Origin of the sequence: Bradyrhizobium sp. AZCC 2176, from assembly GCF_036924645.1 — a bacterium.
Classification (GTDB): domain Bacteria; phylum Pseudomonadota; class Alphaproteobacteria; order Rhizobiales; family Xanthobacteraceae; genus Bradyrhizobium.
Genome location: NZ_JAZHRX010000001.1, coordinates 2,175,185 through 2,194,611, shown reverse-complemented (window position 1 = coordinate 2,194,611; position 19,427 = coordinate 2,175,185). Strand labels below are relative to the sequence as shown.

Annotated in this window: 17 protein-coding genes; 14 read left to right on the top strand and 3 right to left on the bottom strand. The window is 60.8% G+C overall.

The features are described 5' to 3' along the window. The first annotated feature begins 193 nt into the window (after nt 1–193). From V1288_RS10060 to V1288_RS10000, 13 genes are all read left to right on the top strand, one after another. Entirely contained in the window at nt 194–3,046 is a 2,853-nt protein-coding gene (locus tag V1288_RS10060; RefSeq protein WP_334356889.1) for an ATP-binding protein, read from the top strand. Between the two features lie 199 nt (nt 3,047–3,245). Next, entirely contained in the window at nt 3,246–3,926 is a 681-nt protein-coding gene (locus tag V1288_RS10055; RefSeq protein ID WP_442894020.1) for a VOC family protein, read from the top strand. A gap of 34 nt (nt 3,927–3,960) precedes the next feature. Continuing rightward, nucleotides 3,961–4,161: a hypothetical protein gene (locus V1288_RS10050; RefSeq protein ID WP_334356887.1), complete on the top strand. Its 201-nt coding sequence runs from the start codon at nt 3,961–3,963 to the stop codon at nt 4,159–4,161. Nucleotides 4,162–4,332: 171 nt separating this feature from the next. Beyond that, nucleotides 4,333–5,646, top strand: a complete 1,314-nt coding sequence (locus V1288_RS10045) for an epoxide hydrolase family protein (RefSeq protein ID WP_334356886.1) — start codon at nt 4,333–4,335, stop codon at nt 5,644–5,646. Nucleotides 5,647–5,707: 61 nt separating this feature from the next. After that, nucleotides 5,708–6,556: an enoyl-CoA hydratase/isomerase family protein gene (locus V1288_RS10040; protein WP_334356885.1), complete on the top strand. Its 849-nt coding sequence runs from the start codon at nt 5,708–5,710 to the stop codon at nt 6,554–6,556. A 67-nt stretch (nt 6,557–6,623) separates the two neighbouring features. Next, complete coding sequence (locus tag V1288_RS10035) at nt 6,624–7,094, top strand: (2Fe-2S)-binding protein (protein WP_334356884.1); 471 nt, start codon at nt 6,624–6,626, stop codon at nt 7,092–7,094. 1 nt (nt 7,095) lies between these two features. Next, nucleotides 7,096–9,273: a xanthine dehydrogenase family protein molybdopterin-binding subunit gene (locus V1288_RS10030; RefSeq protein ID WP_334356883.1), complete on the top strand. Its 2,178-nt coding sequence runs from the start codon at nt 7,096–7,098 to the stop codon at nt 9,271–9,273. A 70-nt stretch (nt 9,274–9,343) separates the two neighbouring features. Continuing rightward, nucleotides 9,344–9,769, top strand: coding sequence for an OsmC family protein (locus V1288_RS10025; protein WP_334356882.1), 426 nt, complete (start codon nt 9,344–9,346; stop codon nt 9,767–9,769). A gap of 22 nt (nt 9,770–9,791) precedes the next feature. Then, nucleotides 9,792–10,235, top strand: a complete 444-nt coding sequence (locus tag V1288_RS10020; RefSeq protein WP_334356881.1) for a cupin domain-containing protein — start codon at nt 9,792–9,794, stop codon at nt 10,233–10,235. A gap of 35 nt (nt 10,236–10,270) precedes the next feature. Further along, nucleotides 10,271–10,753, top strand: a complete 483-nt coding sequence (locus V1288_RS10015; RefSeq protein WP_334356880.1) for a YybH family protein — start codon at nt 10,271–10,273, stop codon at nt 10,751–10,753. 59 nt (nt 10,754–10,812) lie between these two features. Then, a complete protein-coding gene (locus V1288_RS10010; RefSeq protein WP_334356879.1) occupies nt 10,813–11,751 on the top strand; it encodes an aldo/keto reductase in 939 nt (312 codons plus the stop codon). 721 nt (nt 11,752–12,472) lie between these two features. After that, nucleotides 12,473–14,050, top strand: coding sequence for a winged helix-turn-helix domain-containing protein (locus V1288_RS10005; RefSeq protein WP_334356878.1), 1,578 nt, complete (start codon nt 12,473–12,475; stop codon nt 14,048–14,050). A gap of 86 nt (nt 14,051–14,136) precedes the next feature. After that, entirely contained in the window at nt 14,137–15,207 is a 1,071-nt protein-coding gene (locus V1288_RS10000; RefSeq protein WP_334356877.1) for an IS110 family transposase, read from the top strand. 651 nt (nt 15,208–15,858) lie between these two features. Here the strand turns inward: V1288_RS10000 and V1288_RS09995 are convergent. Next, nucleotides 15,859–16,791 (bottom strand): tetratricopeptide repeat protein, encoded by a 933-nt coding sequence (locus tag V1288_RS09995; protein WP_334356876.1) that lies wholly within the window; start codon nt 16,789–16,791, stop codon nt 15,859–15,861. Continuing rightward, nucleotides 16,721–17,356, bottom strand: a complete 636-nt coding sequence (locus V1288_RS09990) for a winged helix-turn-helix domain-containing protein (protein ID WP_334356875.1) — start codon at nt 17,354–17,356, stop codon at nt 16,721–16,723. Before V1288_RS09990 ends, V1288_RS09995 begins: the two co-directional genes overlap by 71 nt. Nucleotides 17,357–17,507: 151 nt before the next feature. Between V1288_RS09990 and V1288_RS09985 the strand changes: the two genes are divergently transcribed. Further along, complete coding sequence (locus tag V1288_RS09985; RefSeq protein ID WP_334356874.1) at nt 17,508–17,747, top strand: DUF1127 domain-containing protein; 240 nt, start codon at nt 17,508–17,510, stop codon at nt 17,745–17,747. 200 nt (nt 17,748–17,947) lie between these two features. Here the strand turns inward: V1288_RS09985 and V1288_RS09980 are convergent, their stop codons facing one another. Continuing rightward, the gene (locus V1288_RS09980) at nt 17,948–19,321 is read right to left on the bottom strand and encodes a (Fe-S)-binding protein (RefSeq protein ID WP_334356873.1); all 1,374 of its coding nucleotides are present in this window, start codon (nt 19,319–19,321) and stop codon (nt 17,948–17,950) included. Between the last annotated feature and the right edge of the window lie 106 nt (nt 19,322–19,427).

The following is a 19,427-nucleotide window of genomic DNA, read 5'->3' as shown; positions in this document are numbered from 1 at the left end:
GGGTCGCTTCGTGTTGAGTCCCTTGATCGCAACCAATGCTGGTGCATCCCGGTGAAAGAAAACGGCGGCGGACCGGGCGGATAGCCGCAACTCAATTGTAGTTGCTGCCCGCATTTAGGGCATGGTTCCCGGTCGTTTCCTTCGAGATTCTGATGTATCAACGGCCCGCAACAAAAGAAGAAACGTGTGACCTGTGGCGAACCGCGGCGGATCAGGGCCATCGATTGCGGCCGAGGGGATCCCGGAGGCATTTTCCTTCGGGCCATTCTGCGTTTTTCCGCACGCTCGCCGGCTGGAACGTGAGGGCACGCGGACCCAGCTCGGTGGCCGCGCATTCGACATTCTGTGCATCTTGATCAGCCGCCAGGGTGAGGTCGTCAGCAAGGCCGAGCTCATGGAAAGGGCCTGGTCCGGCCTCACCGTGGAAGACAGCAGCCTGCGATTCCACATCGCTCAGTTGCGGCGGGTACTGGGTGACGGCGAGGGCGGCGAATCCTATGTCACGAATGTCGCTGGGCGGGGCTACTGCTTCGTCGCCCCGGTGAATCGCACGGCATCGCCGGCAAAGCGCGCCGACTCCGTCGATGAAACACCCCACCCCAACCTTCCTCCGCGACCTACACGGATCATCGGACGGGAAAAGGATGTCCTGGCGGTAGCGGATCATCTCGTCGGCCGTCGTTTTGTGACGCTTCGTGGGCCTGGTGGCATCGGCAAGACGACGCTCGCGATCGACCTTGCCTATAGGATGGCAGGCCGCTTCCCGGATGGGGCGCGATTCCTCGACCTCGGCAGCCTCAAGGAACCGAACCTCGTTGCGATCGCCGTGGCATCGGCGCTTGGCCTGCTTATTCCCGTTGGCGATCCGACGCCGCGGCTCATTGAATCGCTGCGCGACCAGCAGATGCTGTTGGTGTTGGACAGTTGCGAGCACGTCATTGAGGCCGTCTCGCGCCTCGCCGAGCAAATCTACCAGCACGCTCCCGGCGTCTCGCTTCTGGCGACAAGCCGCGAATCCCTCGATGCGGAAGGCGAGTCGGTGTTTGAGCTGGCCTCACTCGGGCTTCCGCCGGACAATGTCGCGAGCGAAGCCGAACTCGGCAAATACTCGTCCACGCGCCTCTTCATGGAGTGCGCCGTTGCGGCAGGGTATAGCGCAGACATCACTAATGCCGACGCCGAGGTCATAGTCCGAATCTGCCGCAAGCTCGATGGGATGCCGCTGGCGATCGAACTGGTTGCCAGCCGGCTCTCGGCGCACGGGCTGCTCGAGATCGATGAGCTTATTGGCGGAAGGCTCCGGTTGGCGTGGCGCGGGCGCCGCACCGCGCTGCCGCGTCATCAATCGCTGAGTGCTGCGCTGGATTGGAGCTATGAGCTAATCGCGCCGGAAGAGCGAACCCTTCTGGAGTATCTGAGCATCTTTCCCGGTCCGTTCACGCTGCAGGGCGCCCGCGCGCTGGCAGGCGATCTTGATGATCCGGACGCCGTCCTCATTCGTCTCGAACAACTCGTCACCAAATCCCTGGTCGCGAGCAGTCCCAGAAGTGCACAGACCTCGTTCCGCCTGCTGGAGACAACACGGGCTTATGCGATCGAAAAACTTACCGCCTCGGGAGCATCCCACGCAGCGGCCTCGAAGCATGCAAGCTACGTATTGCAGGCCCTGAAACCGCGATCCTATGAGCCGGGAGGAGAGCGTCCGGGCGGCTGGGCCCATCGCGGCGATCTTCTGAGCGATGCTAGGGCTGCGCTTGTTTGGGTCTATTCCGACGCGGGCGATACCGATTTGCGGTTTCCTCTTGCGGCCGCCTGCGCACGGCTGTTCGTGGAGCGTAATCTGCTCGAGGAATGCCGGCTTTGGGCCATGCGTGCGCTCGCCCTGCCGGAAATTGAGCCCGGCAATCAGAAAGCGAGAGTAGAGCTGCTGTGGGCATTCGGCCACGCAGCCATGTTTACAGAACGAAACAGCGAGGAATGTGAAGCAGCGCTCAGGCGTGGTTTGGCATTGGCGCAGGAAGTCGGCGACCTCGAGAACCAGTTTCGCTTGCTGAGCCGTCTGCATGCGTTGTACCGCCGTACGTACGAGCGAAGGAAATTGCTGGAGGTAGCCCAGCTTGCTGACGCGGTCGCGACCAAGATCGGACATCCTGCGGCGCTGGCCCGTGCGCACACCTATCTCGGGGTTGCCCACCATTTGAGCGGCGATCAGCGGCTCGCCCGGGAGAGGCTGCAGGCAGGCGAAGCCGGTGACGCTGCAATTCCCGCCTTGCCGGTTGACCATTTTGCAAGCCCGCGCGGCACACATATCATGTCGTGCACCAACCTCTGGCTTCTCGGATTGCCCGATCAGGCCGTATCGGTGGCAAATGGCCTCATGGATATCGGATCGAACCCCGATCTTGCGATGTATTGCGCGGGATTGTGTTTTGCGGCCCGGGTCTACCGCTGGGTAGGCGATACCAACGCGCTGGAAGAGGCCGCTGTCCGACTGGCCGACCATGCGCGCAAGCACGGCTTCGGACCATTTCACAATGTCTCGCTCGCGCTCAAGGGAGAGCTGCAGGTCACAACAGGCGCGGTAGATGAAGGGCTTGAATTGCTTCAGCAATCCTTGCCCCGGATGATTGCCGATCGCCTCGAACTCTACAGTGGAGCCGCCGCCGTCGCATTGGTCGAAGGTCTGGCAATTCGGCAGCGGCTGGATGATGCGCTCGACGCGATACAAACCGAAATCAGATCCGTCGCTGACCAGGGCGATAGCTGGGAAATGCCGGAGCTCCTCCGCGTTCGCGGGGAGCTTCGCGCGCGGAGCGGCGACCAGCCCGGCGCAGAACAGGATTTCGGCGTCGCGATGGCGTTGGCGGGACAGCAGTCCGCCTTGTCATGGAGTCTGCGAATTGCCGCGAGCCGCTTGCGTCTTGCGACCGAGCCGAAGGCAAAGGCCGCCGCCGTCTCCGATCTGAAACGCATCTACGCGCGTTTCGAAGAAGGACTCGACACCGCCGATCTGCGCCATGTCCGTGAAATCCTTCGGCAATTCTGATTGCGCGGCCTGAAAAGGCAACACGGGCCGGTGCGTTGTTCATCGCAACCGGACATTTTCGCCGCTCGCAACGGCTAACGCCCCCTAACAACCCATAACGAGCTATTTCGCGGCCGCTGCGCGAGTGTGACGGCGCACCAATCAGCCGGGTTTCGGACCCGGTCGCCGCAACAGCAGCACGGAGGAGGTTGTTATGACGATGACTGAAGAGCGCAGCGAAGCCGCGGTCAGGATTCCTGCGCGGGCGATCGACATGAAGCTTGAGATCGTTGTGATCCCGGTTTCGGACGTCGATCGCGCGAAGACGTTTTATGCGAGCCTCGGATGGAGGCTCGACGCCGACTTTACCGCGGATGACGACTACCGCGTGATCCAGTTCACGCCACCCGGCTCCGGGTGCTCGGTGATCTTCGGCCGGAACGTAACCGCGGCGGCACCGGGCTCCGCACAGGGACTGTATCTGATCGTGTCCGACATTGAGGCCGCTCGCAACGAACTGGTTCGTCGCGGTGTCCAGGTCAGCGAAGCGTTTCACGGCGCTGCTGATGCCTATGCCGGACCCGACGAGCCGTATTTGTTTGGCCGGATTCGGGTCCCTGGCCCGGATCCCAAGCATAGTAGTTACCGTTCGTTCGCCTCGTTCAATGATCCGGACGGCAACGGCTGGCTGTTCCAGGAGATCACGGCGCGATTGCCGGGGCGGGTCGAGGGCGACACGACTTTCACTTCCGCAGCTGATCTCGCGAGCGCGCTGCGGCGTGCGGCGATTGCGCATGGCGAACATGAAAAACGTTCCGGTGGCCAGCACGATGAAAACTGGCCCGACTGGTACGCCGGATACATCGTCCGCGAGCAGGCCGGCAAGCCACCACTTTCATAGAGTTACGGATCCAGCGCTCAAGGGGGAGGTCGACATGAAGAAAATACTGCTGACGATTTTTCGAACCGCGATATCGGCGACGCTGGTCGTCGGAAGCATATTCGTTCAGCACGTCGCGCGCGAACAGCAGCCGCAACACAGGTATGCCGGCCTGCAGCTCAGCGACAGCGTCGGCGACGAAGTTGCGGATTACATCGTCGAAAGCGGCAGGGAGTTCTTAACGTTGATGAGGTGACCGGGTCTCGCGCGTGTAGTGCGAGACGTCGACACCAGGCATCACTCGCAACGGCTAACGCCGCATAACAACCCATAACGAGCAATCTCGAAGACCTTGAGACAGTATCAATTCGCAGCAAGTGCAACGCCCAGCGCAGCCCGGACATTCATCGAAACAGGGAGATCCAACATGTCCACGAAGTCAGTATCCGAAGTCATCGATCAGGACCGCCGTCAGCTTCTGAGCAACGCAGCGATGGGAATTGCCGCGGCGGGTGCCGCTAGCATCTTTCCGACGTTCAAATCGAATGCAGCGCCAAGTGCCGAGATTCGCCCGTTCCGCGTCCATTTTCCGGAAGCGGAGCTGGTCGATCTGCGCAAGCGGGTCAACGCGACGAAGTGGCCGAGCCAGGAAATCGTCAAGGATGCAACGCAGGGCGTGCAACTCGCAACCATGCGGAAGCTGGCACGGTACTGGGCGACCGATTACGATTGGCGCAAGATCGAGGCCAAACTGAATGCCCTGCCGCAGTTCGTCACCGAGATCGATGGCCTCGACATACATTTCATTCATGTTCGCTCGAAGCACGAGAACGCTTTGCCGATGATCGTCACGCACGGATGGCCGGGTTCGATCATCGAGCAACTGAAGATCGTCGATCCGCTGACCAACCCCACGGCGCACGGCGCGAGCGCCTCGGACGCCTTCCATCTGGTGATCCCGTCACTCCCCGGCTATGGCTTTTCGGGCAAGCCGACCACAACGGGTTGGGATCCAATCCGCATCGCCCGCACTTGGGGCGTGCTGATGCAACGCCTGGGATACACGCGCTATGTAGCCCAAGGCGGTGATTGGGGAAATGCGGTCACCGAGCAGTTGGCCCTGCAGCAACCTGCGGGATTGGTCGCCATTCACACCAACATGCCTGCGACCGTACCGGCCGATATCGACAAGCTGGCCTTCGCCAACGCGCCAGCGCCGTCAGGCCTCTCGGCCGACGAGAAGCAGGCGTATGGCCAGCTCAGTCATTTCTACAAGACAGGCCTGGGCTATGCCCAGGAGATGGCAGCCCGGCCGCAGACGCTTTACGGCATCGAGGACTCGCCGATCGGCCTTGCCGCATGGATGATCGACCACGACGAGCGCAGTTACGCGCTTATCGCGCGTGTGTTTGACGGCAAAGCCGAGGGCCTGACGCGCGAAGACATCGTCGACAACATCACGCTCTATTGGTTGACGAACACCGCCGTTTCTTCGGCTCGCCTTTATTGGGAGAGCAAGCTCGCCTTTTTTGCACCGAAGGGCATCACCCTTCCGGTCGCTGTGAGCGCCTATCCGGATGAGCTGTATCAGGCGCCGCAGAGCTGGGCGGAAAAGGCCTATCCCAAGCTCATTCACTACAACAGGCTCGACAAGGGCGGTCACTTCGCTGCCTGGGAGCAACCGGCGTCGTTCAGTGCCGAGATGCGCGCCGCGTTCAAGTCGCTGCGTCAATCGAGCTGAAGTGCAGGGGAAGCGCACTCCCGGTGCGCGTCCCATTCCCCCAAATCAATGGAGTGCTCCCATGAACCGCCCTCAGAAGACATTTACCACCGCACAGATACACCTTGAACAGCGGCTGCCGTCATATTGGCGCGTCACCTTCGACCATCCGCCGCTCAATATCTTTGGGCCGGAAACGATCCCGCAGCTCAACGAGATCATCACGGCGATCGAAACCGATGAGCAGGTGAAAGTTGTCGTCTTCGACAGCGCAGTCGAAGGCTTTTTCCTGACGCACTACGATTTCTTTGCGCCGCTGGTAGAATCAACGCGCATTCCGGTCGGGCCGACCGGCCTGCAGGCACTTCCGGATATGCTCGCCCGTCTCAGCCGCGCCCCGGTTGCCTCGATCGCGTCGATCCGCGGCCGGGCGACCGGAGTGGGAAGCGAACTCGCACTGGCGAGCGACATGCGCTTCGCGAGCCGTGAGAAGGCAATCCTGTCGCAATGGGAAGTCGGCGCTGGCCTGGTGCCGGGCGGCGGACCGATGGCCCGGCTGCCGCGCCTGATCGGTCGCGGTCGCGCATTGGAAGTGTTGCTCGGCGCCGATGACATCAACGGCGAACTCGCCGAGCGCTATGGCTACGTCAACCGCAGCCTGCCGGATGCCGAACTCGATGGCTTTGTGGACGCGCTGGCGATGCGGATCGCCTCGTTCGACAAACAGGCGATCGCGGAGACCAAGCGCCTCGTCAACGCGGCAAGCCTGCCGTCGGATGCTGAGATCGCTCCGGAGTGGGATGCGTTCCTCGCTTCCGTGCAGCGGCCCGCCAGCCAGAACCGGATCCAAAAACTGCTGGAACGCGGTTTCCACCGCGTCGGCGATGTCGAAAATCGGCTAGGATATCACGTCGGACAATTGGGCAGTTGAGCTGGTCTGAAACAGCGTGGCCTGCAGCGTGGTGCAGGCCCCGATCAGGAGCGAAAGGAGAGAATAGATGGCTTTCACCATAAATATTAACGGAAACCCGCATAGCATCGACGTCGATGGCGATACGCCGCTGCTATGGGTGCTGCGCGACGTCCTCGGCATGACTGGCACGAAATTCGGCTGTGGCGCGGCGCTGTGCGGCGCCTGCACGGTGCATATCGATGGCGTCGCGACGCGATCATGTGTCACGCCAATCGACAGCATCGATAAGTCCATGGTCACGACAATTGAAGCGATCGGCGCTACGGCGTCTGGCGCAAAAATCCAGAAGGCGTGGCTCGAACATGAAGTCGTGCAGTGCGGCTACTGTCAGTCCGGACAGATCATGTCTGCGTCGGCGCTGCTCGCGGGCAATCCGCATCCCACCGATGCGGATATCGATGACGCCATGAGCGGGAATATCTGCCGCTGCGGGACTTATGTGCGCATCCGCGAAGCGATCAAGCTTGCCGCGCAAGCGAACGCAAAGGGAGGCTGACATGACGGCTGATCGCATCGCCTCGTGTTCCGATGATACCAATTTGTCGCGGCGTGGTTTCCTGGCGAGCGCTGCTGCGCTTGGTGGAGGCCTGGTGTTAAGCTTGAACCTGCCATTCGGTCAAAGCGAGGCCGGGGCTCCCGGGGACTTCGCACCGAACGCCTTCATCCGTATCGGTAGCGACGGACAGGTTGTCCTGGCCATGCCCTATGTCGAGATGGGGCAGGGTACCTACACCTCGATCCCGATGCTGATCGCTGAAGAACTCGAAGTGAACCTGAAACAGGTGCGCCTTGAGCACGCGCCGCCGAACGAGAAACTCTACGCCAATCCGCTGCTCGGCGTGCAGGCGACCGGCAATTCAAACGCGATGCGCGGAGGGTGGAAGCCGCTGCGCGAGGCAGGTGCGACTGCGCGGACAATGTTGGTCGCCACCGCCGCTCGGCGCTGGAACGTGGATCCGAAATCCTGCCGCGCACAGGATGGCGAGGTGATCCATGACGCGTCTGGGCGGCATCTGAAATACGGCGAGCTGGCTGCCGACGCGGCGCAGATGGCGGTGCCCGAAAGCGTCACGTTGAAGCGGCCTGAGGATTTCAAGCTGATTGGCACGCCGGCAAGGCGCCTCGACGTATCCGGCAAGGTGAATGGCACGGCCCGCTATGGCATCGATGCGCGCCCGCCCGGTGTGAAGATTGCAACATTGGCGCAATCGCCGGCATTCGGCGGCCGGGTCAAGAGCCTCGATGATACTGCGGCCAAGGCTGTCAAGGGTGTGCGCCAGATCGTCCGGCTCGATGATGCCGTTGCGGTCGTGGCCGATCATATGGGCGCGGCCAAGAAAGGTTTGGCAGCGCTCAAGATTGAATGGGATGACGGTCCGCATGCCGGCCTTTCCTCGGAGGCGGTCGCGCGCGAACTGGAGCAAGCAACCCTGGGGTCGGGCGCGGTGGCGCAAAACATCGGTGACGCGGACAAGGCCATCGCAGAAGCCGTCATCAAGGTTGAGGCGGCGTACCACCTTCCATTCCTCGCCCACGCCACAATGGAGCCGATGAACTGCACGGTGCACTTTCGCAACGATGAGTGCGAAATCTGGATCGGGACCCAGGCGATCGCGCGAGTCCAGACGATGGCCGCGGAGGCTGCCGGCCTGCCGCCTGCGAAGGTCATCGTCCACAATCATTTGCTCGGCGGCGGCTTTGGCCGGCGGCTGGAGGCTGACTGCGCGGTTCGCGCGGTCCAGATCGCCAGACATGTTGAAGGTCCCGTGAAGGTGGTGTGGACCCGTGAGGAGGACATCCAGCACGACATGTACCGGCCCTATTGGTTCGACCGCATTTCAGCGGGGCTGGACGGGCAGGGCAGGCCGGTGGCCTGGAAGAACCGTTTTGCGGGCCCTTCGGTGATCGCGCGATGGCTGCCGCCGGGTTTCAAGGACGGCCTCGATCCCGACTCGACGGAAGGTGCGATCGATCTGGTCTATGACCTGCCGAATTTCCATGTGCAGTTTACGCGCGTGGAACCGCCGGGGATCCCGACCGGCTTCTGGCGCAGCGTCGGGCCATCGCACAATGTGTTCGTCACCGAAAGTTTTGTCGACGAGCTTGCAGCAACGGCAAAGCAGGATGCCGTGGCTTATCGTCGAGCGTTGCTCGGCAAGTCGCCGCGCGCCAGGGCCGTGCTCGATCTCGCCGCAGAAAAGTCGGGCTGGGGACAGGCCATGCCCAAGGGCAGAGGCCGCGGGGTTGCGCTGCAATTCGTATTCGGCAGCTACATGGCGCAGGTGGCCGAGGTCGAGGTTTCCAAAGATGGAAATGTCCGGGTTCATCGGGTCGTCTGCGCCATGGACTGCGGCACGGTCGTCAATCCCGACACGGTGCAAGCGCAGCTGCAGAGCGGTGTCATCTTCGGCACGACCGCAGCGCTGTATGGCGAGATTACGCTGAAGAACGGGCGCGTCGAACAAGCCAATTTCGATACCTACCAGATGCTGCGCATGAACGAAGCGCCGGCGATTGACGTGCACATCGTGAAAAGTGCGGAGTTGCCCGGCGGAATGGGTGAGACGGGAACGTCATTGATCGTTCCGGCGATCGCCAACGCGATCTTCGCCGCCACCGGCAAGCGGCTGCGCAAGATGCCGGTCGATAGCAATGTGCTGAAGCAACCGGCCTGATTAACGACAATGAAGCGGTCTCGCACAATTCCGTGTGGGGCTGCTGGCAGAATTAGCGGGGAGAACGGCAATGATCCGCAAGGCAAGAGCAGTTTGGCACGGTACGGGGCGCGCAGGGGACGGCCAGCTGACCAGCGAGTCAGGCGTACTCGACGCCACCCCGTATTCCTTCAAGACCCGCTTCGAGAACGAGAAGGGCACCAATCCGGAAGAGCTGATCGCGGCGGCCCATGCCGGCTGCTTCACAATGGCATTGGCGTTCGGTTTGCAGGCTGCCGGGTTCAACCCGACAGAACTCTCCACCGAGGCTGCGGTGACGTTGGATCCGGACGGTCAGGGATTCAAGATCAGCAAGTCGGTTCTCACCTTGCGTGGCAAGGTGCCCAACCTCGACGACGCCGGCTTTGCCCGCATCGCGGGAGAGGCCGAGAAGAACTGCCCGGTATCGAAGGTGCTCAACGCCACGATCATGCTGGACGCGAAGCTCGTCCAGTAACCATCAAGAAGGAGATGACGTCATGGCCCGCAACCATCAACCGGATCAGTCGACATTCAGGGCGGTACTTCCCGAGGACATCGCGTGGAAACGGTTCCCTGCGTTTCCTTCAGGTGCGCGCCTGGCCGTGATGGTCGGCCATCCGGCGGAGCCGGGACCCTATGTGGTCCGCGTCAAGGTGCCCGGTGGCACCAGGCTGATGCCGCACAAGCATCCGGAGGACCGCATCTACACGGTGATGTCGGGCGTGTTCTACATCGGCCTTGGGGAGAAATTTGATGGCGACAAGGTGACGGCTTATCCACCGGGCAGTGTCATCGTGCTGCCTGGCGAAACCTGGCATTTCCACTGGGCGAAGTCCGGTGAATACGTCACCCAGGTCTCCGCAATCGGTCCGCTCGGCCTCGAATATCATGACGTGCACGACGACCCACGTGGGCAGCCAGCGCAAGCGCTGCGGGTGTGATTGAAGTGCGGCTCTATTGCGGACGGAGAAACATCATGACGGCAACATTGACCGAGATTACGGGACGCGAAACGCAAAGCGGTCGCGGCGATGCACTAGATGCCCTGATCGGGTTCTACAAAGCCTTCAACGCGCGGGACCTTGATGGGCTCGCGGCCAACTGGGAACAGGGGAACGCACCCAGCATGGACAACCCGATGGGCGGTATCCGGCGTGGTTGGCAGGCCATCAGTGAGGGCTATATGAAATTGTTCGACGGGCCCGCGATAGTCCAGGTGACCTTCCACGACTTCACCAGCCAGGGCGGCGACGATTGGCATCTGTTCGTCGGTCGGGAAAAAGGCACGTGTGTCACCCTCGAGGCGAAGATGGAGGTTCGATTCCGTACGACGCGCTGGTTTACACGGCGTGGCGGTACCTGGCGTCAGTTGCACCACCATGGCTCAATCGAAGAGCCCGGGCTGCTCGCCGCCTACCAGAAGACAATTTTTGGAGCGGCGTTGGGCCAAATTGCATGACTTGCTGAAGCGCGACTGAGCGGCACGGGCGTGGGCGCCTAATACAAGGGAGTAAGACCATGACAACGCCCGATATGCTTCGTTATGCGAGGATTCCCACCCACGGATCTGGCCCGATTCCCGCTGCGGGGTTTGGCACGCTCATTCCGGATCCTCTCGCAACCAAACAGGCAACCAGGGCCGCACTGGAGGCAGGATTTCGACATCTCGATTGTGCGGAGCGGTACCGCAACGAAGCGGCAGTTGGCGAGGCGATTCAGGAAGCCTTTACGGCGGGGACGCTACTGCGCCAGGACCTGTTCGTTACCACCAAGCTATGGAACACCAACCATCGTTCAGAGCGGGTGAGGCCAGCCTTCGATGCCAGTCGCCGGCGACTGCAACTCGACTATATCGACTGTTACATCATCCATACGCCCTTTGCCTTTCGACCCGGCGACGAACAGGACCCGAGGGACGAGCGCGGCCGGGTGATCTATGATCCAGGTGTCACGCTTGTCGAGACGTGGCGGGCGATGGAGCGCCTTGTGGACGATGGTCATTGCAGGTCGATCGGTCTATCGGACATTACCTTGGTGAAGCTGCGGGAGATCGTTGCGGCCGCGCGGATCAGGCCTGCCATGGTGCAGGTCGAATCGCATCCGTATCTTCCCGAATGGGAGTTGCTCGACTTCTGTCGGGAGCACGGGATTGTACTGCAGGCGTTTGCGGCGCTGGGACATGCCATGGAGCCAAACTTATTGGCCGACCCGGTGATTACAGCCATCGCAGAGCGTCTGCACAAGACACCGGCTCAAGTCGCGCTTGCCTGGGCCGTACAGCGCGGCACCGCTTTCCTGACCACCTCGACCAAACCCCAGCGTATCCAGGAGAGCTTTGACATTTCGGCCCTGCCCGAAGACGCCATTCGGGAGATTCGGGACCGCATTACCACCAGCGTCAGGTTCAACTCCGTGGTGACGACCGGCGTGCCCGGATTTATTCCCGGTAGCCGATAAACTGACGTTGGCGAGTTCAACCGATCGTTGCAACACATTCCGCGAACTTCTCAGGCGGCGCCTCATAGACCAACGTTATGAATTCGCGACGTCTGCGCATCGTGATCTTAACGGTCAAGGACGGGCTTTGCCCGAGGGGACCGCTTCTGGCGCAAGGCGGTCGTTGAGGTGTGGAATAGATATCGCTAGCTCCCGTAAACTGGAACCAGTCCGAACTTCCTTTTGGACTGGACCAACCAGCACTGATAGCGCCAATCCGACCGCTTGTAGAAACGATCGCTGTTTTCAGAATAGCGAGCTTCCAACCGACACATCAGGTTGCCACGCAATTTGCACGGGGCGACGATTTTCTCCAGATTGCTTACTCGCTCGAATGCGACAAAGCTGGAGTCTTGGTCAAGACTCGCATATCGCGCTGTAAAGTAAGGAGGATCTGGCGCACCCGACACGATTCGAACGTGTGACCTTTGCCTTCGGAGGACAGCTCTTCGCGCGAAGCGGACATTCGGCACGCCCGTAAGTCTGAAAAGGGTCAAAAGCGCCGTTTTGGCAGTCGGTCAGCCACTTCCGGTCTACCCCCATAAACAGACATGCTCAGGGTCTGTCGGATGTCTCAAACGTGCCACAAGCAGCCATGCGGCTTACATTTTAGAAACCGGCGGTTTATTCTCATGGCGCGGAGCCACCCGAGATGGTCAGGGAGACAAACGGGGAGTGGACCTTGCGCTATTTCTTCGAGGATTGCTCTTTCGACACCGATCTGCGCGAGCTACGACGCGGGCCCGAAGTGATCCGGACGACTCCCCAGGTCTTCGACTTGCTCGGCTATCTGATCCGAAACAGGGACCGTGTCGTCAGCAAGGACAATCTGGTGGCGTGGATCTGGAATGGACGCATCGTTTCCGATGCTGCGGTAACGACCCGCCTGAATGCGGCTCGGACCGTCATTGGCGATTGCGGCGAGGAACAGCGTCTGATCAAGACGCTGCCGCGCAAAGGCTTCCGCTTTATTGGTTCGGTGCGGGAGACGGAGGGGCCCGCAGCTCCCACCGGTGCCGAGCGCGAGCAAGGCCGCAACTCACCCATCTCAGCCTCATCGCCTCATCTTTCCATCGTTGTGCTGCCCTTTGCCAACCTCAGCGACGATCCCGCGCAGGACTACTTCGCCGATGGCATAACCGAGAGTCTAACCACGGACCTGTCCCGCATTCGTGGCTCGTTTGTGATCGGCCGGCACACTGCGTTCACCTACAAGGGGAAGCCGACGAATCTCAAGCAGATCGGACAAGAACTGGGTGTGCGATATGTGCTCGAAGGATCTGTTCAACGAAGCGGGAATCGCCTTCGGGTGAATGTTCAGCTCGTGGATGCGAAAATCGGCGCGCACCTGTGGGCTGACCGTTTTGACAACACTGTCGCCGATCTCTTCGACATGCAGGACGAGATCGTTTCACGGCTTGCCAACACTTTGCATGCCGAACTCACTGAGCAGGAGGCAAGACGTTCGGAACGATCCCCGCACCCCAGTTCGATGGACTTGTATTTCCAGGGCAAGACTTGGTTGTACAAGGGGTGGACGCCGCAATACGCGGCAAGGGCTCGCGGGCTTTTTGAGCGAGCGGTTACCCTCGATCCGGACAATCTCGAGGCGACGATCTGGACCGCTGCAGTGGATCTACTAGTTGGCGTTGCACACATGAGTGACGACAAGGCCGTACTTGTTGCGACTGCCGAGGCGACGCTGATAAAGGTGCTGTCCATCGCTCCGAACCATGCGGTGGCCCATTTGTACATGGCCACCGCGCTTATGGCTTCGAACCGCGTCGCTCTAGGCATCGCGGAGTGCGAGAGAGCGCTGGAGTTGGATCGCAATTTGGCCGAGGCGCACGCGCAAATCGGAATGGGCAAGTTTTATATTGGACGCGGAGCCGAGATCGAGCCGCACATGAACGATGCGTTTCGCCTCTCGCCACGAGACATGTTTGCCTTCGATTGGCTCATGATGATCGGGTTCGCAAAATTGCAGGTCATGGCGGATGCCGAAGCGGTCGGCTGGTTCCGTCGGAGTCTCGAGGCCAACCGAAACTATCCCCTCGCGCATTTCGCGCTCGGCGCAGCACTGGCGCTGCTCGGCGCGCGGGAAGAGGCGCGGGCCGCCACCAAAGCTGGACTTGCGCTCGATCCGACCTTCACGATTCGTCGATACCGCCTCAACCCACAAAGCGATGACCCAACCTACCGCGCCAGGCGCGAGCGCGTTGCTAAGGGCTTGCGCATGGCCGGGGTCCCGGAAGGATAATGTCCGAGAATGGGATGGTCCGGCCGTGCTCCAGCCCTGCCAGCGAGCCAAACTGGCAAGGGGCACCGAAGACAAAGGAGCACGCCATGTCCGAGAAACTCAACAGCAAAATCGCCGTGATCGGCATCGATATCGGCAAGAATTCGTTCCACATCGTCGGCCAAGATCGGCGTGGAGCCCTGGTGCTGCGCCAGAAGTGGTCGCGTGGCCAAGTGGAAGCGCGGCTTGCCAACCTGCCGCCGTGTCTGATTGGCATGGAGGCCTGCACCGGGGCGCATCATCTCAGTCGCAAACTTCAGGCGCTTGGCCACGACGCCCGGCTGATGCCGGCGAAATACGTGCGGCCGTATTGCAAAGGCGACAAGAATGACTATCGCGATGCAGAAGCGATCGCCGAAGCAGTGCAGCGCCCGACGATGAAATTTGTCGCGACGAAGACGGCCGACCAGCTTGATCTGCAAGCCCTGCATCGGGTGCGCGAGCGATTGGTCAGTCAGCGCACCGGCATCATCAATCAGATCCGCGCGTTCCTGTTGGAGCGCGAGATTGCGGTGCGCCAAGGGCTGCGCTTCCTGCGTGCTGAGTTGCCAGACATCCTGGCCAAGCGCACCGACGTGCTCTCGCCTCGCATGTTGCGCATCATCGAGGACCTTTCCGGAGACTGGCGCCGGCTGGATGAGCGCATCGAGGGCCTCTCCAGCGAGATCGAAGCACTGGCCCGGCAAGACCAGGGCTGCGCGCGACTGATGAGCATACCCGGCATCGGCCCGCTCATCTCGAGTGCGATCGTGGCGGCGATCGGCACCGGCGATCCATTTTCGAAAGGCCGCGACTTCGGCGCCTGGCTCGGACTGGTGCCAAAACAGATGTCGACTGGCGACCGAACGATCCTCGGTAGCATATCGAGGCGCGGCAATCGGTATCTACGCACGCTGTTTGTTCAGGCAGCCTGGGTCGTGTTGGTCAAGGTCGGGCCCAAGCAATGGGAACGCTATGGCCTCAAGTCATGGATCGAGGCAGCAAAAAAACGGCTGCACCACAACGTGCTGGCGATTGCGCTCGCCAACAAACTCGCCCGCATCGCCTGGGCGGTTCTTCATAACGGGCGCACCTTCGAGTACGTCAAGACCAATGCAACAGCATCCCGATCTGCTTGATCCTCGCGCCGTGCTCAGGCCCGTCAAGGCGTGGCCTGGAAACACTAGCGCAAGCCGCAACGTCATCGCGACGGCCAGCCTTGACCGCCCTTGCGCGCGGCGCGCCTTAGCCCGCAGGTCGGGACGAAGGAACGGCCGCCAGGCACGAACAAAGGAACAGCATGAAGCAAGGAGATTATCGATGACCTAGCTTCGCGAGAGTTACCCGCCGAGGTCTGCGAGAGGATGAGACGACGATGGAGTAATCGGTCTTCCCGGCGCGTGCGAACACTGGTGACCCAACTAGCCCATTCGAGGCTTATCCGAGAATCAGATCGGATGCGCGCTGATATCCATGATGGCCCGGAGCAGATGCTCCAATCAGAGGCCGGATACAGTAATGCAAGACCGCATCAACCAGGTCGACGAAATCTCTTGCACCGCACGGCCGGACCATACAGTTGGGTCAATCGCGCCGGTTTGGCCGGATACCGGCGACTTCCGGTCTACCCCGGTGAACGGACATTCTTAGGCCAGGCGGGCATGTCTCAAAGGTGCCAACTCCGGACTCATGCGCCGCAGAAGAGTGTCGCTATTCGATCACCTCGTGGACATTGGAGAGCTACTCGGGCAACCCCGCTTTGCGAAAACCCTCAATCATCAACTTCGCATTTATTGATAGTCTGCTCCGAGCGATCCACGCCGATATTGTGAAAGCGGGGTCGAACTCAAGCACACGAGCCGCCGCCTCACGGGCCTCAGCGTCGCGTCCGAGATGGGCGAAAGCGGGCGAGGCAGCGGTACTGTATAGGAAGGTTTCTGACGCAGGGCTTTCCTCCCTGCAACGATGGCCTCGTCAAAGCGACGAAGCTCAATAAAGGCAAATCCCATCCCGGTTAACGTTGTGAATTGTTGCGGGTCCACCGGGCTCATTCGCATGGCGCGTTCAAAGCTCCGGATCGCTTCCTCCGGCTGCCCCGCAATCTTGTAGACCCAACCTCTGCGGTTCCATGCGTAATATGAGTTTGGGTTGAGCGCGACCGCCCGATCGGCCATCTCAATCTCAGCCTCACAATCGCCGACCAACAAAGCCGAGATTAATGCTGCGGTTGCTAACGTGTCTGGATCACCATCGTGGAGGCTCAATGCCAAGCGCATAAGCCGAACGGCTTCCTTGCGTTCGAATTGTGGGTCGATCGCATAGCTCCTAAGCACGTTTTCCATATGACAGGCACCTGCCAAAGCTGCCGCAGCAGCAAACCCAGGGTCAAGCTCCAAGGCGCGGTGGAGGAGTCGAAGTGCCTCGGCCAAACCTTCGCGGGTCGATCGGACGGCTTGCTGTATAGCCCGGAGATGAAGATCATACGCAGTGAGGTCTTCCGGTCGCCGCCGCGTCGTCAATGCAATTTCTGCTCGAAACAACTTTGGCTGAATAGCTGCGACAACGGCGAGCGTGACTTCGTCCTGCAAAGCGAAAATGTCCGTCATGTCACGCTCGAACTTGTCCGCCCAAATGTGCGCGCCCGTGGCCGCTTCAATCAACTGGCCCGTGATGCGAACTTTGCCCGACGCCTTGCGCACCGCCCCCTGAAGGACATAGCGCACGCCAAGCCTGCGCCCCGACATCTTTGATGTCGGCGGCTTTGCCCTTGAAGGTGAAGCTCGAATTTCGAGAGATCACGAACAACCATGTGAACCGCGAAAGCGCGGTAGTGATCTCCTCCACCATCCCGTCCGCGAAGTACTCCTGCTCGGGATCGCCAGACATGTTCGCGAACGGCAGCACGGCGATGGAGGGCTTGTCGGGAACTGCAGGAGCGCTCTCGGCCGCATCGCCCGGAGTTGAGTCCGCAACTTGGCGCGCCTCCCGCACCTGTCCGACGAAGCGGAAGCCCTTGCGCGGTAGTGTTTTGATGAAGCGCTGTTCCTCGCCGGAATCGCCAATTGCGCCCCGGGCGGCATTCAGGCGGGTTGTCAGCGCCGCGTCAGATACACTGCGCCCATTCCAAATGGCCTTGATGAGGTCGTCCTTGCTGACAACCCGTTCCCTGTTGCGGATCAGGTAATCGAGCAGGTCAAAAACCTGCGGTGTGATCGACACCGCATCGGTCTCCCGATGCAGGTCGCGCCGGTCGGTGTCGAATACGTAATCCTCGAAAAGATAGCGCAAGCTGCCATTCCTTCTCGGGAACGCCTCTGTAGCACCCCTAGCGCACGAAGAATAAGCCGCCGGTAAGGGAAATGTAAGTCACCAGTTAAGCGCGGCGGCACATCTTGCGGCAACTTCCGCCTAGTGAATAGTCCAGACAGGACACACCTCGATGAGCACGATCCACGGGACCACCGAGCTGGGACAGGTAACCGCAAGGCGGCAGGTCTACAGTCCTCTCGAAGCATATTGGAATGCATTTCAGGAGTGGCGCAAACGCCGGAAATTACTGGCCAACTTGTGCGACTTAAGTGACAGGGAGCTTATGGATATCGGTATTACGCGCGGCGAAATCGACTACGTCGCCTCGCACCAAGATTGCGATCCGCGAGGCATCCTATCCGGTAAATGAATGTCGATATCTGGCAGCGATGGAGGGTCGGAACGGTCACTACCAGACGCGTCGTGGCGCAGATGCTGACTTCCGATATGGATCGTTCGCGACGGGGTCGGGCCTCCAGCAAGCCCGGCCATGTCCGCTATGCCCGGATGGCGACCAAATTACGCATTGCAGCGAAATGACGCGATGTGCCAATAGACGACGTCAGGCAGCTACGTCGACGCCACGTCGCTCGCGCCTTGCTCCACCGGGCGTGACCCACGATTCAGGGGAAGAGGTTGGTCGCCGAGCATCGCTTTAACAACGACGTCGCGAGCCTTTCCGACGTCTAGCGCATGCTGCGCGATCAGGTCGCTGCATTCGGACACGATCTGGTCAGCATCCTGCATGATCTTGAGCTGCTTGTAACGATCGTGCTGATTGAGCCCCATACTCTCGCCGACCACTTCGAGGATGTTAATTATACGGAATGGCCAGTCGCGTTCGTGAGCGCACAGTTCGCGATGATCGGAATGATAGACCGCAACCAGTGCATCAACGCCCGCGTCGCACGCCGCTTGGAGCTCGTTAAGCTGCAACTCGCGTTTGAACGCGGGAAGCACGCCGACATTGACGCTCTGCAAGCCGACTGCCGGTTGCTTCAGGTCAACGAGTTCAACGCCGGGGATTGCCCCCAAGATTTCAGCGGCGGCTTCCATGACGCCTGCTACGCCGGGATGTCGGTGCAGCGCGACCCGCATTTCGATCCGTCGCTGCAAGTGCGGCTTCAACTGAGCAAGCCGGCCGTCGAGAAATTGCATGAACGGCGTCATCTCGAACGGCCGCGAGCCGCGCTGTCGTTCAATCGTCGGCAGTGTCAATTCTGTGAACTGGACGTAGCAGCTAGGACACCAGGTGATCACCTGGCCGGACTTGGAGTGCGACAATTTCTCCATTGTGTTCGAGCCCATACGTCCAGACATCTCAATGTCGCCGGGGCCTAGCTGCATGATGCCGCAACAATGGCTTGGCCCGCCCATCACCTGGAAAGTGATGCCGAGCGCATCCATGATATCGAGGGCAAGCAACGCGATGTGCGGCGTCTTGAGCACATTGCAGCCGGTGTAAAACACGAAGTCGGGCGCCTCGACGGGTGTCGACACTGACGCTGATTTCTGGCCGAGCCGCTCTAGCACCTCGCCATCGAGCTGCAAACGCGAGAGCACCGTCACATCGCGGCTGAGATCACGGTACCTTTGCACGCCCAGGCGACGCCGGTCGGGCAGTTCGCTCTCGGCCTTCGCCATAGCGAGGCGTGCCATGGCAAGCAGGAAGCGCGGATTGACACCGTAGTCGCACGCCTTGATGCACTCGCCGCTTCGCATGCAGGACCCTGCCCATTTGCGCGACGCCTCTGGGCCCTCGCCGCTGCGCACGATGTCAAGCACACCACTGATGATGTCGTCGGAACTCGCGGCCGCGATGCCGGCAGGTTTAACGCTCGGACAGACCTCGACACATTTGCCGCACCGAGTGCAGGCGTCGAGCATGTGCTCGACGCGCTCGCCCAGCGCTGTCTCGAAAGAGATGTCGTTCATCGGCTGCATGTCCAGCTCTCTGCTTGCGGACGAATAAGGTACGCACGGCACGTGATGACCGTCGGAACGTAGCTCACAAGCGCTGAGGCGGAAAATAGAAAACGGCAACCCGGCA

Coding starts and splice junctions, on each gene's coding strand:
- V1288_RS10010 (WP_334356879.1), top strand. CDS start 10,813: ATGACAACGCCCGATATGCTTCGTTATGCGAGGATTCCCACCCACGGA.
- V1288_RS10040 (WP_334356885.1), top strand. CDS start 5,708: ATGAACCGCCCTCAGAAGACATTTACCACCGCACAGATACACCTTGAA.
- V1288_RS10015 (WP_334356880.1), top strand. CDS start 10,271: ATGACGGCAACATTGACCGAGATTACGGGACGCGAAACGCAAAGCGGT.
- V1288_RS10035 (WP_334356884.1), top strand. CDS start 6,624: ATGGCTTTCACCATAAATATTAACGGAAACCCGCATAGCATCGACGTC.
- V1288_RS10000 (WP_334356877.1), top strand. CDS start 14,137: ATGTCCGAGAAACTCAACAGCAAAATCGCCGTGATCGGCATCGATATC.
- V1288_RS09985 (WP_334356874.1), top strand. CDS start 17,508: ATGAGCACGATCCACGGGACCACCGAGCTGGGACAGGTAACCGCAAGG.
- V1288_RS10020 (WP_334356881.1), top strand. CDS start 9,792: ATGGCCCGCAACCATCAACCGGATCAGTCGACATTCAGGGCGGTACTT.
- V1288_RS10045 (WP_334356886.1), top strand. CDS start 4,333: ATGTCCACGAAGTCAGTATCCGAAGTCATCGATCAGGACCGCCGTCAG.
- V1288_RS10030 (WP_334356883.1), top strand. CDS start 7,096: ATGACGGCTGATCGCATCGCCTCGTGTTCCGATGATACCAATTTGTCG.
- V1288_RS10050 (WP_334356887.1), top strand. CDS start 3,961: ATGAAGAAAATACTGCTGACGATTTTTCGAACCGCGATATCGGCGACG.
- V1288_RS10025 (WP_334356882.1), top strand. CDS start 9,344: ATGATCCGCAAGGCAAGAGCAGTTTGGCACGGTACGGGGCGCGCAGGG.
- V1288_RS09980 (WP_334356873.1), bottom strand. CDS start 19,321: ATGCAGCCGATGAACGACATCTCTTTCGAGACAGCGCTGGGCGAGCGC.
- V1288_RS10055 (WP_442894020.1), top strand. CDS start 3,246: ATGACTGAAGAGCGCAGCGAAGCCGCGGTCAGGATTCCTGCGCGGGCG.